Raw genomic sequence first — 14,611 nt, forward strand, 5'->3', positions numbered from 1 at the left:
GCGACAACCGCGCCGCGCGGGCGCGGCCCGGGCTTACTCCGCTGCCGGATGCATGCGGCTGTAACGGTTCAGGATCGGGATCATCTGCGCGTAGATCTTCGGGTTCGCCGCGACGATCTCGTGACGGTGCAGGAAATCGGCGTCGCCCGTGTAGTTGCCGACGAGGCCGCCGGCTTCGGTGATCAGCAGGCTGCCCGCCGCCATGTCCCACACGTTGATGCCTTGCTCGAAGAACCCGTCGAGACGGCCGGCCGCGACGTTCGCGAGGTCGAGTGCGGCCGCGCCCGGACGGCGCAGGCCCGTGCAGGCCTGCGTCATTTCGGTGAACAGACGTGCATAGGCGTCGAGGCCGTCCTTCTCGCGGAACGGGAAGCCGGTGCCGACCAGCGCGTCCGCGAGGCGGTCGCGTCGGCCGACGCGGATGCGGCGGTCGTTCAGGTACGCGCCGCGGCCGCGGGTGGCCGTAAACAGGTCGTTCTTGTTCGGATCGTAGACGACGGCCTGCGTGACGATGCCCTTGTGCTCGAGCGCGATCGACACGCAGTAGTACGGGAAGCCGTGGATGAAGTTGGTCGTGCCGTCGAGCGGATCGATGATCCACTTGAATTCGGATTCGTTCTCCGATTCGCCCGATTCTTCCGCGAGGATCGCGTGGTCGGGGTAGGCGGTCTTCAGCGTCTCGATGATCGCCTCTTCGGCGGCCTTGTCCACTTCGGTGACGAAGTCGTTCTGCTGCTTCTTGCGGATCTCGATCAGGTCGAGGTCGAGGGAGGCGCGGTTGATGATCTGTCCGGCGCGGCGCGCAGCCTTGACAGCAATGTTGAGCATGGGATGCATGAGCCTGGATCCTGTAGCCGGCGGCACGGGCCGCCACGAAGTGGAACACACCGCCCGGAACGGCGCAAACGTGCCGGGCGAGATGAGACGCGAATTGACAAAGAGCAGGGTACGACCCGCGTCGCACGGGATGCGACGCGTAAACACATGATTTTACCCGATTTTCGAGAGTTTCAGGTGACCGGGATGCGGGGAAACCCCACTGGCCGTCCGGACGAGTGGGTTTGCCGGGGCGATGGCGATACCATACTGCCATTCTGATGAACCGAGTCGTATGTAGTGGAAACCCCGCAGAACCCCGCCGCGCCGTCCGAATCGGGCGCGGCCTCGTCCCCGCCGCCGTCCGGCGGCTTCACGTCCACCCGTTTCGTGCTCGTCGAGCCGAGCCATCCCGGCAATGTCGGGGCGGCCGCCCGCGCGCTGAAGACGATGGGTTTCTCCAGGCTCGTCCTGGTGGCGCCGCGCGTGCCGCACGTGCAGAGCGACCCCGAGGCGATCGCGATGGCGAGCGGCGCGGACGACGTCCTCGCGTCCGCGCACGTCGTGCCCACGCTCGGCGATGCGCTGTCCGGCGTCCACTGGTCGATCGCGCTGACCGCACGCACGCGCGAATACGGGCCGCCGCGCCTTGCGCCGCGCGCGGCCGCCGAACAGGCGCACACGCAGGTCGGCGCCGGCGACATCGCGCTCGTGTTCGGCAACGAGCGCACGGGCCTCGCGAACGAGCACGTCGAGCAGTGCAGCGCGCTCGCGCACATCCCGGCGAATCCGGCCTACAGTTCGCTGAACCTCGCGCAGGCCGTGCAGGTGCTTGCGTATGAGCTGCGCGTCGCGTTCCTGGCGCAGGGGAGCGAGCCGCACCAGGCGCAGGCCGAGGCCGGCACGCTCGCGCAGAGCGACGAGATCGAGCGGATGTACGCGCACCTCGAGAACGCGCTGATCGCGCTCGATTTTCTCGATCCGCGCAACCCGAAGAAGCTGATGCCGCGGCTGCGGCGCCTGTTCGCGCGCACCGGCCTCGAGCGCGAGGAAGTCAACATCCTGCGCGGCATCGCGAAGCACATCCTGCTGAAGTCCGGCACGCCCGAAGGCGACGCGTAAGCGGCCGAGGCACGTTGGCTGTCGGGCGCTCACGCGTTCGACGGATGCGTTCTGGCCCGCCGCCGGCGTGTTGCAGCGGCCGGCCGCGATGGTGGTGCCCCGGGCCGTGCCGAACCACCGGATGACCGCGTCACCCAGCCGCGACAGGCGTCCCGCGCGAATACCCGTGCCGTCGGCGGGGTGAACGCGCGACGCTGTGCGGCCGCGCGCGAGTGGCCCTACAATCGCCGGACGTCATAAGCAAATTACCCGGCGCGATAACGACCGGCCGTTGCCGGCGGGCGTGCCGGCCTTTTCCCCAGCCCAGACCCGATCATGTTCACTAGACTGCGCGAAGACGTTGCGACGATTCGCGAGCGGGATCCCGCCGCTCGCAGTGCCTGGGAAGTGCTGACCTGTTATCCGGGGCTGCACGCGCTCGTGCTGCATCGCTTCGCGCATGCATGCTGGCGCGCGAAACGCTACTGGCTCGCACGCTTCGCGTCGCAGGCCGGGCGTTTCCTGACGGGTATCGAGATTCACCCGGGCGCGACCATCGGCCGGCGCGTGTTCATCGATCACGGGATGGGTGTCGTGATCGGCGAGACCGCGATCGTCGGTGACGACTGCACGATCTATCAGGGCGTGACGCTCGGCGGCACGTCGCTCACGCGCGGCGCGAAGCGCCATCCGACGCTCGAGGCCGGCGTGATCGTCGGCGCGGGCGCGAAGGTGCTCGGCGGTTTCACGGTCGGCGCGGGTGCGAAGATCGGTTCGAACGCGGTCGTCGTGAAGCCGGTGCCGGCAGGCGGCACCGCGGTCGGCAATCCGGCGCGTATCGTGATGCCGGCGCAGCCGAAGCCGCAACCCGAGCGCGCCGCGTTCTGCGCGTACGGGATCACGCCGAACGCGGACGACCCGATGTCGCTCGCGATTCACGGCCTGATCGACCACGCGGCGAAGGAAAGCCGGCGCGTCGACGAGATCGTCGCGGCGCTCGAGCAACTCGGCACGCATCTGGAAACGCTGCAGGGCGCGGACGCGGCGCGTCTCGACCTGCGCAGGCTGTCGGCGGTGCTGGAAGGCAAGGCGGTCGAGCGCCAGTCGTAACGCGGCGCATGCCGGCGGCCGCCGGCAGCGTCGGGCGCGTCAGTCGAGCGGCATCGCGTGGATGCCTTCGGCGTCGACGCGCAGATAGCCGCCGCGCGGCATGCCGTGGTCGAGATCCCAGTCGGGCAGTACCCAGCGAATCCCGCCCGGTTCGAGGTGGCGCGCGGGGCGGTGCGTGTGGCCGTGAATGATCACGCTCGCGCGGCTCTTCCGGAACAGCGCGGCAATGCCTTCACGCGTGACATCGTAGATCGCCGAAGCGGGGCGCATCCGGCCCGCTTCGCTGTTCGAGCGCATCCGTTGCGCAAGCGCGCGGCGCCAGCGGAACGGCCATGCGAGAAACAGCGCCTGCGCGATGCTGTTGCGGGCAAACCGCCGAAACACCTGATAGCCGCGATCGGCCGTGCATTGCGCGTCGCCGTGAGCGAGCACGATGCGCTGGCCGAACGCCGTGATCAGTGCCGGATCGGGCAGCAGCATCGCGCCGGCGGCCTTCATGAAGCGCCGGCCGAGCAGGAAATCGCGGTTGCCGTGCATCACGTAGAGCGCGATCCCGCGCTCCGAGAACGTATGCATCAGCGCGGCCATGCGTGCCGCGAACGGATCGTGGTCGAGCACGTCGTCGCCGATCCAGTATTCGAACAGGTCGCCGAGGATGAACACCGAGTCGGCGCTGTCGGCCGTGAATTTCACGAAATGCTCGAACGCGGCGACCGTCTTCGGAATCGCCTCGCTCAGATGCAGATCGGAGAGAAACAGGAACGGGCGTGCGGCTTGCGCATATTCGCGCTCGCCCGGCACGCCCGCGGAGACGCTTCGCGGCGGACTCTCCTGCAACATCGAAGTGCCTCCGTAACGACTTGCGTCAGACCACCACGGCCTTTTCGATCACGACGTCGTCAGCCGGCACGTCCTGATGGAAGCCCGCGTTGCCCGTCTTGACGCCCTTGATCTTGTCGACCACGTCCTGGCCTTCGACGACCTTGCCGAACACCGCGTAGCCCCAGCCCTGCGGCGTCGGCGACGAGTGGTTCAGGAAGTCGTTGTCGTTCACGTTGATGAAGAACTGGGCGGTCGCCGAGTGCGGATCGTTCGTGCGCGCCATCGCGATCGTGTAGTTGTCGTTCTTCAGGCCGTTGTTCGCTTCGTTGTCGATCGGCGCGTCGGTCGGCTTCTGCTTCAGGCCCGGCTCGAAGCCGCCGCCCTGAATCATGAAGCCGTTGATCACGCGGTGGAACACCGTGCCGTCATAGTGGCCCTTCTTCACGTAGTTGAGGAAGTTCTCGACCGTCTTCGGTGCCTTCGCGGCGTCCAGCTCGAGCTTGATCACGCCGTGGTTCGTGTGCAGTTCAACCATGATGAATTCCTTCGGTAAGGCAGTTTAAATGGCACGCGGCCGGTCTGGCGACGCGGCCGCGTGTGGCGCCGGACGTGCCGGCAGGTGCTTATTTCGAGACGACGCTGGCCGATTCGATCAGGACCGGCTGGGCCGGCACGTCCTGCATCGGGCCGCGCGAGGTCGTCGCCACGCCTTCGATCTTCTTCACGACGTCGAGACCCGACACGACCTTGCCGAACACCGCATAGCCGTTGCCGTCCGGGTTCGGGTAGTCGAGGCCGCTGTTGTCGACCGTGTTGATGAAGAACTGCGCGGTGGCCGAGTTCGGATCGCTGGTACGTGCCATCGCGATCGTGCCCGTCAGGTTCTTCAGACCATTGCGGCTTTCCAGCGGGATCGGCGCGCGGGTCGGCTTCTCCTCGAAGTTGGTCTTGTAGCCGCCGCCCTGGATCATGAAGCCCTTGATCACGCGATGGAAGACCGTGCCGTTGTACTGGCCGGCCTTCACGTAGTCGAGGAAGTTGGCGACCGTCTTCGGCGCCTTCTCCGGGTAGAGCTCGACGCGGATGTCGCCCTGCGAGGTCTTCAGCTGCACGACGGGGTGCGCGGTGGCCGATTGCGCGAACGCGGGCGCGGTCGCGAGAAGGGCGGCGCCGCCAAGCGCCAGCAACAGACGTTTCATTGCGATCCTCAGGTTGGGAGGGAAGGAAGGTTGCGCCGCTTACTGCGACGGCGCGACGTACGGCGCCGTCAGCGCGCCGGACGGACCGTTGAACTGGAACGTCGGCGACATCGGCAGCGTGGTGGTGCTCATGTTCGCGGCGGCGCGATCGGTGTAGGCGCGCGTGGCCGGCGTGACGGCGCGCGCGTTCGCCGCCGGCTTCGGCGGCGACACGATCTTCTGCAGGTCGGCGAGGCGCTGGGCGGTCGCGCCGCTCGTGCGGCCGAGCGATTGCGCGCGCTTGTACGATTCGGCCGCGAGGCGCAGGTAGAGGTCGCCGAGGTTCTCGTACGCGAGCGAGTAGCTCGGGTTCGATTGCGTCGCGGTCACGAGCGCGCTGCGCGCTTCGTCGTAGCGGCCGTGCTTCGCGTACAGCGCCGCGAGGTTGTTGTACGGCTCGGGCAGTTCGGGGTAGGCCTGCGTGATCGCGACGAACTGCTGGATGGCGTCGTCGTCGCGGTTCAGGCGCGCGAGCACGGTGCCGCGCTTGAACTGCGCCTGCACGTCGTGCGGATTCGCCGCGATGCGCGCGTCGAGCTGCGCGAGCGCCTGTTTCCACTGCTTGCCGGTGATCGACGCGTCGATTTCGGGCGTGCCGTCGGCGGTGGCCGGGGCCTTTTGCGCATGTGCCGCGGGGGCCGCGAAAAGCGTCAGTGCGACGCCCATGACGGCGGTCGCAACGAGGGTCGCAGCGCTCGGCGCGCGGCCGCGATGAGGTTTCATAGGCGTAAATCGGAATGTTATACTCCGAGCCATTCTAACAAAACGTCTGCGCGTTCCGGCGAGCCGCAGACAGTCTTTCTTTGCCTCTCGTGGCCGTCACCGCTGTGCTTGCAGCCTGACCGCCCCATGTGATATCGAGGACGCGCGGTGTCGTGCCGCGGCAGGTGGTCCGTCCGTTTCGCATGCTGGGCGAGCTTCGCCAGGGCGGTTTCCTTCGGCTCACGGTTCATCTCTATGGAATCACTGCGCATCTACAACACGCTCGCGCGTGACAAGCAAGTTTTCGTGCCGCGCCAGCCCGGCGAAGTGCGGATGTACGTATGCGGGATTACCGTCTACGACTATTGTCACGTGGGCCACGCGCGCATGTTGGTCGTGTTCGACCTCGTCCAGCGCTGGTTGCGTGCGATCGGCTATCGGGTCACGTACGTGCGCAACATTACCGACATCGAAGACAAGATCATCCGCCGCGCGGTCGAGAACGGCGAGACGATCAAGTCGCTGACCGACCGGTTCATCGGCGCGATGCACGAGGATGAAGCCGCGCTCGGCATCCAGCGGCCCGACATCGAGCCGCGCGCGACGCAGTTCATTCCGCAGATGCTCGGAATGATCGAGAAGCTCGAGACGAACGGCTACGCGTACCAGGCGACCGACGGCGACGTCAACTATTCGGTGCGCAAGTTCGCGAACTACGGGAAGCTGTCGGGCAAGTCGCTCGACGACCTGCGCGCGGGCGAACGCGTCGCCGCGAACGACGCGAAGCAAGACCCGCTCGATTTCGTGCTGTGGAAGCGCGCGAAGGCGGACGATCCGGATGGCGCGTCGTGGGCATCGAAGTACGGGATGGGCCGGCCGGGCTGGCACATCGAGTGCTCCGCGATGGGCTGCACGCTGCTCGGCGAGCATTTCGACATCCACGGCGGCGGGCAGGACCTGCAATTCCCGCACCACGAGAACGAGATCGCGCAGAGCGAAGGCGCGACCGGCCAGACGTTCGTCAATTACTGGATGCACAACGGCTTCGTGCAGGTCGACAACGAGAAGATGTCGAAATCGCTCGGCAACTTCTTCACGATCCGCGAAGTGCTCGAGCGGTACGACGCCGAGGTGATGCGCTTCTTCATCGTGCGTACGCACTACCGGTCGCCGCTCAACTACAGCGACGTGCATCTCGACGATGCGCGCGCGTCGCTCACGCGCCTGTACACGGCGCTGAAGGATGTCGAGCCCGACACGCTCGCGCTCGACTGGAACGAGCCGCATGCGCAGCGTTTCGCGGCCGCGATGAACGACGACATCAACACGCCGGTCGCGGTGGCGACGCTGTTCGAACTGGCGGGCGAAGTCAATCGCACGCGCGATGCGTCGCTCGCGCGGCAACTGAAACAGCTGGCGGGCCTCCTGGGCCTGCTCGGCCGCGAACCGCGCGTGTTCCTGCAGCAGGGCACCGGTGCCGCGCAGGCGGGCGGGCTCGCAGCCGACGAAATCGAAGCGAAGATCGCCGCGCGCGTCGCGGCGAAGCAAGCGAAGGACTATGCCGAAGCGGACCGGATTCGGGCGGAACTGCTCGAATCCGGTATCGCACTTGAAGACAAACCGGGCGGATCGACCGAATGGCGTCGCGTATGAGCGCGGCGCGTTCCACTGACCGATCCGTCAGGTAGGAGGCAAGATGGCAACGGCCAGAAAAGCGCCGGTCAGGCGTGCGACTCCGCTCGCCGCGCGTCCGGCAGCCAAGCGCGCGCCGGCGGCGAAGTCGGACGCGACGCGCGCCGCGCCGAACGGCGCGCTCAACGGTCATGCGAAGCCGGCGCGCGCGAAGGGCGCGGACGCGGCGCAGCCGGAGGTCGCGATGGCGGCCGCCGACGCGGCCCGCAAGGTGCGTGCATCCGATGCGGCAGTCGACGGCGCCGATGGCGTCGTGCGTCCCGCATACTGGGACAAGGCGTGCGCCGATCTCGTCAAGCGCGACCGCATCCTGAAGAAGCTGATCCCGAAGTTCGGCCCCGCGCATCTCGTGAAGCGCGGCGATCCGTTCGTCACGCTCGCGCGTTCGGTCGTCGGCCAGCAGATCTCGGTGCCGTCCGCGCAGGCGCTGTGGGCGCGCATCGAGGATGCGTGTCCGAAACTCGCACCGCAGCCGGTCATCCGGCTCGGCGCGGACAAGCTGATCGCGTGCGGGCTGTCGAAGCGCAAGACGGAATATATTCTCGATCTCGCGCAACACTTCGTGTCCGGCGCGCTGCACGTCGACAAATGGACGTCGATGGACGACGAGGACGTGATCGCGGAACTCACGCAGATCCGCGGCATCAGTCGCTGGACGGCCGAGATGTTCCTGATCTTCAACCTGTCGCGGCCGGACGTCTTGCCGCTCGACGACCCGGGCCTGATCCGTGCGATCAGCGTCAATTACTTCAGCGGGGAGCCCGTCACGCGCAGCGAGGCGCGCGAAGTGGCCGCCAACTGGGAGCCGTGGCGTACCGTCGCGACCTGGTATATGTGGCGCAGCCTCGACGCACAGGACGCCGACGCCGATTGACGGCTATCGGGTTTTAAACATCAATAGTTGAGAGCCGGTCTTGCGTGTCGCCCGCGCGGGTAGAATACGCGCTGCCGCAAGACCCAAGGATTCGAACACATGAAGACCACGTTTCTGGATTTCGAACAGCCGATCGCCGAACTCGAGGCCAAGATCGAAGAGCTGCGATTCGTGCAGGACGACTCGGCTGTCGATATTTCGGAAGAAATCGAGCGGCTGTCGAAGAAAAGCCAGCAACTGACGAAGGACCTCTACGCGAACCTGTCGCCGTGGCAGGTCTCGCAGATCGCGCGGCATCCGCAGCGTCCGTATACGCTCGATTACGTTGCGGAACTGTTTACCGATTTTCACGAGCTGCATGGCGACCGCGCGTTCGCGGACGACCTGTCGATCGTCGGCGGCCTCGCGCGCTTCGGCGGTCATCCGTGCATGGTGATCGGCCACCAGAAGGGCCGCGACACGAAGGAGCGCGCCGCGCGCAACTTCGGGATGCCGCGTCCGGAAGGCTATCGCAAGGCCGAGCGCCTGATGCGTCTCGCCGAGAAGTTCGGGCTGCCGATCTTCACGTTCGTCGACACGCCGGGCGCGTATCCGGGCATCGGCGCGGAAGAGCGCGGCCAGTCGGAAGCGATCGGCCGCAACCTGTACGTGATGGCCGAACTGAAGACGCCGATCATCACGACCGTGATCGGCGAGGGCGGTTCGGGCGGCGCGCTCGCGATCGCCGTGGCCGACACCGTGATGATGCTGCAGTTCTCGACCTATTCGGTGATCTCGCCGGAAGGCTGCGCGTCGATCCTGTGGAAGAGCGCCGCGAAGGCGCCCGAGGCCGCGGAAGCGTTGGGCCTGACCGCGCATCGCCTGAAGGCGCTTGGCCTGATCGACAAGATCATCAACGAGCCGCTCGGCGGCGCGCATCGCGATCCGAAGGGCATGGCCGCGCTGCTGCGCCGCGCGCTCGCCGATTCGCTGCGCCAGTTCCAGGGCATGAGCATCGATGCGCTGCGCGAGCGCCGCTTCGAGCGCCTGATGGCCTACGGCAAGTTCAAGGAAACCACGCCCGGCGCATGACCGGCGTGTTCGCATCGCGCGCCGTCCGGCGCGCGTCTGTCTCGTGATCCCCCCGACCGAATTCTCCGCCGACCGCGCCGTTCTCGACGCGGTCGGCGTTGCGCTTGCCGATCTGCCGGCCGATGCGCGCATCGCGATCGCGTACAGCGGCGGCCTCGACTCGACGGTGTTGCTCGACGCGGCCGTGCGCGTGGCGGGCGCGGCGCGTTGCGTCGCGCTGCACGTGCATCACGGCCTGAGCGCGAACGCCGACGCATGGGTCGCGCATGCGCAGGCGACGGCCGCGCAACTCGGCGTCGCGTTCGAGTCGGAGCGTGTCGATGTGCCGCGCGACAGCGGCCTCGGCATCGAGGCGACCGCGCGCGAGCGCCGCTATGCGGCACTCGATGCGATGTGCGAGCGCCACGGCGTGGCGGCGCTCTGGGTCGCGCAGCATGCGGACGACCAGGCCGAGACCGTGCTGCTGCAGCTGTTGCGCGGCGCGGGGATCGCGGGCCTGGCCGCGATGGCGCCGCGCTATCGCCCTGACGGCGTGAGCGTCGAGCGCGTGCGCCCGCTGTTGCGATTGTTGCGTGCGCAACTGGAACGCTATGCGGCGCAGCGCGCGCTCACGTGGATCGACGACGAATCGAACGGCGACACGCGCTACGCGCGCAATGCGCTGCGCATCGACGTGCTGCCGGCGCTCGCCGTGCACTTCCCGGGCTTTCGCGATGCGCTGGGCCGCGCGGCCCAGCATGCGGCCGCCGCGCAACGGCTGCTCGACGATCTGGCCGAACTCGATTTCGCCGGCGCCGCGCGCGACGACGGCCGCGCACTGTCGCGCGATGCGCTGGTCGCGTTCGACGACACGCGCGGCGCGAATCTGTTGCGTTTCTGGATGCGCCGGCTCGGGCTGCCCGGTGCGTCGGCGGGCCGGCTCGCGAACATGATGCGGCAACTGCGGGCCGCGCACGACGCGCATGCGCTGCGGGTCGATCACGCGGGGCAGTGCCTGCGGCTCTATCGCGATACCGTGTACTGGGAGGCGGGCGACAGTGCCGAGCCGGCCGACGACGGCACCGGAACGCCGCATCCCGAATCCTCGCTCGCGTGGGACGGCCAGGAAGTCTGGCGCGTGCCGGCATGGCGCGGCACGTTCGTGTTCGCGCCGGCCGAGGCCGGCAGCGACGGCGCGGTGCCGGAGGCGTTGCTGCGCGCTGCCGTGCTGGCCGCGCGCGCCCGCGCGGGCGGCGAGCGGCTGCGTACGTCGCCCGGCGGGCCGGGCCGCACGCTGAAGAACCTGTTCCAGGAGCGCGGCGTGCCGGCCTGGCAGCGCGACGTGCCGCTGTTGTTCGCGGGCGACCGGCTCGTCTACGTGCCGCGGCTCGGTGTGAATCACGGCGACGGGCTTTCCGGCGACGGGCTGCCCGGCGACGGCGGGTGGCGCCGGATCGAGTGGCGTCCCGACCTGCTGATCGCGTAGCGGCGGCACGCTTCCGGCCGCGCGATCGCGCGCCGGTTTTCACCATTTGGTAAACAGCGCCGGAACGCTTGCCGAACCGGCGAGCGGCTTGTCAAGCGGGCCTCTATCGGGTACGCTCGGACGTTTGCTCGGCTCGATTTTTGAGCGATTTGTGCAGGTTTTCCGCGTGACGTACCCGGTTTGCGCGGCCTGATCGGCCTTCCGGGCAAAATCCGTCACGCTTGCGTGTTGCGTCCCAGCCGTCCCCCTCGTCGTCCGTCCACAGCCACAAGCCGCGTGACCGAACGGCAACGCGGCCTGCCCAGCGCGCCCGTGCGGCTTCTCCTTCAGTTCAGAACGACAATGGCACTCATCGTACACAAATACGGCGGCACTTCGATGGGCTCGGTCGAGCGCATCAAGAACGTCGCGAAACGCGTCGCAAAATGGCATCAGGCCGGGCACCAGATGGTGGTCGTGCCGTCCGCGATGTCCGGCGAAACCAACCGTCTGCTCGGTCTCGCGAAAGAGATTTCGAGCCAGCCGAGCCCGCGTGAGCTCGACATGATCGCGTCGACCGGCGAGCAGGTCAGCGTCGGCCTGCTGTCGATCGCGCTGCAGGAAATCGGCGTCGAGGCCGTGAGCTATGCCGGTTGGCAAGTGCCGATCAAGACGGACAGCGCGTTCACGAAGGCACGGATCCACTCGATCGACGACGAGCGCGTGAAGGCCGATCTGAACGGCGGCAAGGTCGTGATCATCACGGGCTTCCAGGGTGTCGATCCGGACGGCCACATCACGACGCTGGGCCGTGGCGGCTCGGACACGTCGGCAGTGGCGGTCGCGGCCGCGCTGGATGCCGAAGAGTGCCTGATCTACACGGACGTCGACGGCGTCTACACGACCGACCCGCGCGTGGTCGAAGAGGCGCGACGCCTCGATCGCGTGACGTTCGAGGAAATGCTGGAAATGGCCAGCCTCGGCTCGAAGGTCCTGCAGATCCGCTCGGTCGAATTCGCCGGCAAATACCAGGTGAAGACGCGCGTGCTGTCGAGCCTGACCGATCCGCTGATTGCGCTCGACGAAGAAATGCGCTCGGGCACCCTGATTACTTTTGAAGAAGACGAGACCATGGAAAAGGCAGTCATTTCCGGCATCGCGTTCCAGCGCGACGAAGCACGCATTGCGGTGATGGGCGTGCCCGACAAGCCGGGCATCGCGTATCAGATCCTCGGCCCGGTGGCCGACGCGAACGTCGACGTCGACATGATCATCCAGAACCAGAGCGTCGAAGGGAAGACCGACTTCACGTTCACGGTCGGCCGCGGCGACTACCAGAAGGCAATGGACATCCTCACCAACCAGGTGCAGGGCCATGTGAGCGCCGAGCGCGTGCAGGGCGACCCGAAGGTGTCGAAGGTGTCGGTCGTCGGCGTCGGCATGCGTTCGCACGTGGGCGTCGCGAGCAAGATGTTCCGCACGCTGTCGGAAGAGGGCATCAACATCCAGATGATCTCGACGTCCGAAATCAAGATTTCGGTGCTGATCGACGAGAAATACATGGAACTGGCCGTCCGCGCGCTGCACAAGGCATTCGAGCTCGATCAGCCGGCGTGAATTTTTTGTGATGCATTGAAGAAAATGCATCATGGAAATTGACCAACGGCTCCAAACCCTATATGATCTTGTTCTCGTCGCACTGCCTCCCTAGTGCGAGCGAAAGTTTGGGAGACGTGGCCGAGAGGTCGAAGGCACTCCCCTGCTAAGGGAGCATCTGGGCCAAAACCTGGATCGAGGGTTCGAATCCCTCCGTCTCCGCCAAAAGCGGTGACAAAGCCCCGCAAGTTCTCGGACTTGCGGGGCTTTTTCTTTTTCCCGCTTCTCTCGCTTCTCCCGCTTCGGTTCCAGACTCTCCGTTCGGCGCCACGCTTCGTCCGGACAGCCAATCAATGCTCGACTTGAGCGACGCTCATGCGCTAAATAGGCATATCGCCTCGCGCGGCTCAATCTGGAGTTCCGGCACGCATGCATTCCGTACTGACCATCCTTTCGCACCGCCCCGTCGACGGGCTCGTCGACAATCACGAACGTTACGCGCGGGGCCGCGGCTACCGGCACGCAATCGTCGACGGCACGCATGTGTACGGCGAGCGCCAGCAGGTGCTGCACAAGTACCACGCGATCATCGCGCAGCTCGTCGCGATGGAGCAGGGCGCGTTGCTGCTCGTGCTCGATCCGTTCTCGGTCGTGTTCGGCCAGCATGCGTTGCCGGATGTCGCGGACGGTTATGACGCGATCGTCACGACGCAGACCTCGAAGTCGCCGTTGCCAGCCGCGAGCGGCATGATCTTTCGCAACGTGCCCGACGTGCGCGAGCGCTTGCGCAAGCTGGTGGTCGAGTTGGGCAAGTGGGCGATGCACTTGCCCGAGCGGCAACACGCATGCGAGGCGACGCTGCTTGCCGAGTACTTCCCGCCGCTGCCGTTCGATCAGCCGCTCGCGACCGGCTATTTCGCGTCGGCCCAGACCGTGTGGGGCGACGGGCTCGCGATCGACGGGGTCGTCGGCGCGCATCCGCTCGTTGCCCACCAGGCGCCCGAATGGCGGCAGATCGATGGCGTATGGGCGCCGACGCCGGACTACGATTTTCGCTACGTGCTCGCGCTCGTCGACGATGCGGCGCGTGTCGGGCAGGGCGAGCAGCCGCGCGCGATGGACGACTGGCGTGCCGCGCAGCAACGAACGCGCGAGCCCGCGCGGCACCTGAACCCGCACGCAAGCATCGCGTTCGTGAGCCTGCACACGTCGCACATCGCCGGTTACGGCGATCTTCACGAAGAGAACTTCGTTCGCTACTGCACGCGACACGGCTATGCGTACCATGCGTATCGCGAACCGCCGGGGTTCCTGCCGGCCGGTGTCGATGCGAACTGGGCGAAGCTGCATCTGATTCGCGAACATCTGCCGAATCACGCGTTCGTGTTCTGGGTCGACGCCGACATCCTCGCGATCGACCAGCGCCAGACGGTCGACGGCGTGATCGACGGCCGCGATTTCGTGATCGGCACCGACCACACGGCCTGGGCGATCAACTCGTGCATGATCGGCGTACGCAACGTCGCGCCGATGCGCGAACTGGTCGAACGCCTATGCGCGCGCATCGAGAGCTTCGACGATCGGTCGTCGGTCTACGCAAGCGGTGGCGACCAGCAGGCGATCTACGTCGAACTGCTGGAGGCGGGCATGATCGACGCCCGCTATATCGTCGATGCGATGTCGCTCGCGTCATCGCCGGTCTATGCGACGCGCGACAGCCGCTTCGTCCATTTCCCCGCGCAACACAACCACTATCGTGCGGTGACGATGCGCGTGTGGGACAGGCTGAGCCATCAGCGCTGACGGAATGCGCCGCGACTTCCGGTGTTCCGGATCGCGGCGATCACCGGGCGGCGAAATAAAAATGAAAGTATCGATGTAAGGTTTGAATCACTCTCATTCATCCTTCCCCGCATTCTGCCCTTGCGCTCCGAAGAACCGGGCTTCAGACAAAAAATGCGGCATCGCACCGATTCACGCGATCGACACCGCGCCGCAATACAAAAAATTACTTATAAAAATCAGCGGTCTCTATGTACGTCGCGAAACGAAGCTCTGCTGCGCTGCAAAAAATAATCAATCGTCTTATGCTGGTTAACCCGATTGCGTTTGAGCGGCGTCAACCGTTGCCCTGATTCCGCTTTA

The 14,611-nt window shown here is 66.4% G+C and carries 13 protein-coding genes, 1 tRNA gene and 1 pseudogene; 9 read left to right on the forward strand and 6 right to left on the reverse strand.

All coding sequences use genetic code 11. From position 1 onward, the window contains the following. Positions 1-33: 33 nt before the first annotated feature. The gene (locus U5771_RS16455) at positions 34-837 is read right to left on the reverse strand and encodes an inositol monophosphatase family protein (protein ID WP_322024951.1); all 804 of its coding nucleotides are present in this window, start codon (positions 835-837) and stop codon (positions 34-36) included. A 279-nt stretch (positions 838-1,116) separates the two neighbouring features. Here U5771_RS16455 and U5771_RS16460 point away from each other — a divergent pair, with 279 nt between their 5' ends. After that, positions 1,117-1,938, forward strand: coding sequence for an RNA methyltransferase (locus U5771_RS16460; RefSeq protein WP_322024952.1), 822 nt, complete (start codon positions 1,117-1,119; stop codon positions 1,936-1,938). A gap of 315 nt (positions 1,939-2,253) precedes the next feature. Then, the gene (gene cysE, locus U5771_RS16465; RefSeq protein ID WP_322024953.1) at positions 2,254-3,027 is read left to right on the forward strand and encodes a serine O-acetyltransferase; all 774 of its coding nucleotides are present in this window, start codon (positions 2,254-2,256) and stop codon (positions 3,025-3,027) included. A 39-nt stretch (positions 3,028-3,066) separates the two neighbouring features. Here the strand turns inward: cysE and U5771_RS16470 are convergent, their stop codons facing one another. The 4 genes from U5771_RS16470 to U5771_RS16485 all read right to left on the reverse strand — a co-directional run bounded on the left by U5771_RS16470 (position 3,067) and on the right by U5771_RS16485 (position 5,810). Beyond that, positions 3,067-3,867 carry a UDP-2,3-diacylglucosamine diphosphatase gene (locus tag U5771_RS16470; RefSeq protein ID WP_322024954.1) on the reverse strand — a complete coding sequence of 267 codons (801 nt, stop codon included), beginning with the start codon at positions 3,865-3,867 and terminating at the stop codon, positions 3,067-3,069. A gap of 25 nt (positions 3,868-3,892) precedes the next feature. Continuing rightward, on the reverse strand, positions 3,893-4,384 hold the full coding sequence (locus U5771_RS16475; RefSeq protein WP_006751616.1) for a peptidylprolyl isomerase: 492 nt from the start codon (positions 4,382-4,384) through the stop codon (positions 3,893-3,895). 88 nt (positions 4,385-4,472) lie between these two features. Beyond that, positions 4,473-5,048, reverse strand: coding sequence for a peptidylprolyl isomerase (locus U5771_RS16480; protein WP_322024955.1), 576 nt, complete (start codon positions 5,046-5,048; stop codon positions 4,473-4,475). Positions 5,049-5,087: 39 nt separating this feature from the next. Further along, positions 5,088-5,810 carry a tetratricopeptide repeat protein gene (locus tag U5771_RS16485; protein ID WP_322024956.1) on the reverse strand — a complete coding sequence of 241 codons (723 nt, stop codon included), beginning with the start codon at positions 5,808-5,810 and terminating at the stop codon, positions 5,088-5,090. A 234-nt stretch (positions 5,811-6,044) separates the two neighbouring features. On the opposite strand from U5771_RS16485, the gene cysS reads away from it, so the two are divergent. The 4 genes from cysS to tilS all read left to right on the forward strand — a co-directional run bounded on the left by cysS (position 6,045) and on the right by tilS (position 10,891). Further along, the gene (gene cysS / locus U5771_RS16490; RefSeq protein ID WP_322024957.1) at positions 6,045-7,442 is read left to right on the forward strand and encodes a cysteine--tRNA ligase; all 1,398 of its coding nucleotides are present in this window, start codon (positions 6,045-6,047) and stop codon (positions 7,440-7,442) included. A gap of 43 nt (positions 7,443-7,485) precedes the next feature. Then, positions 7,486-8,355 (forward strand): DNA-3-methyladenine glycosylase, encoded by an 870-nt coding sequence (locus U5771_RS16495; RefSeq protein WP_322024958.1) that lies wholly within the window; start codon positions 7,486-7,488, stop codon positions 8,353-8,355. A 99-nt stretch (positions 8,356-8,454) separates the two neighbouring features. Then, complete coding sequence (locus U5771_RS16500) at positions 8,455-9,426, forward strand: acetyl-CoA carboxylase carboxyltransferase subunit alpha (RefSeq protein ID WP_006478433.1); 972 nt, start codon at positions 8,455-8,457, stop codon at positions 9,424-9,426. Between the two features lie 43 nt (positions 9,427-9,469). Then, a complete protein-coding gene (gene tilS, locus U5771_RS16505) occupies positions 9,470-10,891 on the forward strand; it encodes a tRNA lysidine(34) synthetase TilS (RefSeq protein WP_322024959.1) in 1,422 nt (473 codons plus the stop codon). A gap of 122 nt (positions 10,892-11,013) precedes the next feature. On the opposite strand, the pseudogene U5771_RS35600 reads toward tilS, so the two are convergent. Continuing rightward, positions 11,014-11,251 (reverse strand): annotated as a pseudogene (locus U5771_RS35600) (hypothetical protein); the annotation flags it as partial. Between U5771_RS35600 and U5771_RS16510 the strand changes: the two are divergent. The 3 genes from U5771_RS16510 to U5771_RS16520 all read left to right on the forward strand — a co-directional run bounded on the left by U5771_RS16510 (position 11,234) and on the right by U5771_RS16520 (position 14,269). Then, entirely contained in the window at positions 11,234-12,487 is a 1,254-nt protein-coding gene (locus U5771_RS16510) for an aspartate kinase (protein ID WP_322024960.1), read from the forward strand. The pseudogene U5771_RS35600 and the gene U5771_RS16510 overlap by 18 nt on opposite strands. A gap of 110 nt (positions 12,488-12,597) precedes the next feature. Further along, positions 12,598-12,691 (forward strand) — tRNA-Ser (locus U5771_RS16515). A 204-nt stretch (positions 12,692-12,895) separates the two neighbouring features. Then, a complete protein-coding gene (locus U5771_RS16520; protein ID WP_322024961.1) occupies positions 12,896-14,269 on the forward strand; it encodes a hypothetical protein in 1,374 nt (457 codons plus the stop codon). Positions 14,270-14,611: the final 342 nt, after the last annotated feature.

This window comes from Burkholderia sp. BCC1977, from assembly GCF_905339595.1.
Taxonomy (GTDB): domain Bacteria; phylum Pseudomonadota; class Gammaproteobacteria; order Burkholderiales; family Burkholderiaceae; genus Burkholderia.

What these genes read in the sequence shown, in the direction of transcription:
- cysE (WP_322024953.1), top strand. Translation starts at nt 2,254, where the DNA reads ATGTTCACTAGACTGCGCGAAGACGTTGCGACGATTCGCGAGCGGGAT.
- U5771_RS16495 (WP_322024958.1), top strand. Translation starts at nt 7,486, where the DNA reads ATGGCAACGGCCAGAAAAGCGCCGGTCAGGCGTGCGACTCCGCTCGCC.
- U5771_RS16475 (WP_006751616.1), bottom strand. Translation starts at nt 4,384, where the DNA reads ATGGTTGAACTGCACACGAACCACGGCGTGATCAAGCTCGAGCTGGAC.
- U5771_RS16510 (WP_322024960.1), top strand. Translation starts at nt 11,234, where the DNA reads ATGGCACTCATCGTACACAAATACGGCGGCACTTCGATGGGCTCGGTC.
- U5771_RS16500 (WP_006478433.1), top strand. Translation starts at nt 8,455, where the DNA reads ATGAAGACCACGTTTCTGGATTTCGAACAGCCGATCGCCGAACTCGAG.
- U5771_RS16470 (WP_322024954.1), bottom strand. Translation starts at nt 3,867, where the DNA reads ATGTTGCAGGAGAGTCCGCCGCGAAGCGTCTCCGCGGGCGTGCCGGGC.
- U5771_RS16485 (WP_322024956.1), bottom strand. Translation starts at nt 5,810, where the DNA reads ATGAAACCTCATCGCGGCCGCGCGCCGAGCGCTGCGACCCTCGTTGCG.
- U5771_RS16455 (WP_322024951.1), bottom strand. Translation starts at nt 837, where the DNA reads ATGCATCCCATGCTCAACATTGCTGTCAAGGCTGCGCGCCGCGCCGGA.
- U5771_RS16520 (WP_322024961.1), top strand. Translation starts at nt 12,896, where the DNA reads ATGCATTCCGTACTGACCATCCTTTCGCACCGCCCCGTCGACGGGCTC.
- cysS (WP_322024957.1), top strand. Translation starts at nt 6,045, where the DNA reads ATGGAATCACTGCGCATCTACAACACGCTCGCGCGTGACAAGCAAGTT.
- U5771_RS16480 (WP_322024955.1), bottom strand. Translation starts at nt 5,048, where the DNA reads ATGAAACGTCTGTTGCTGGCGCTTGGCGGCGCCGCCCTTCTCGCGACC.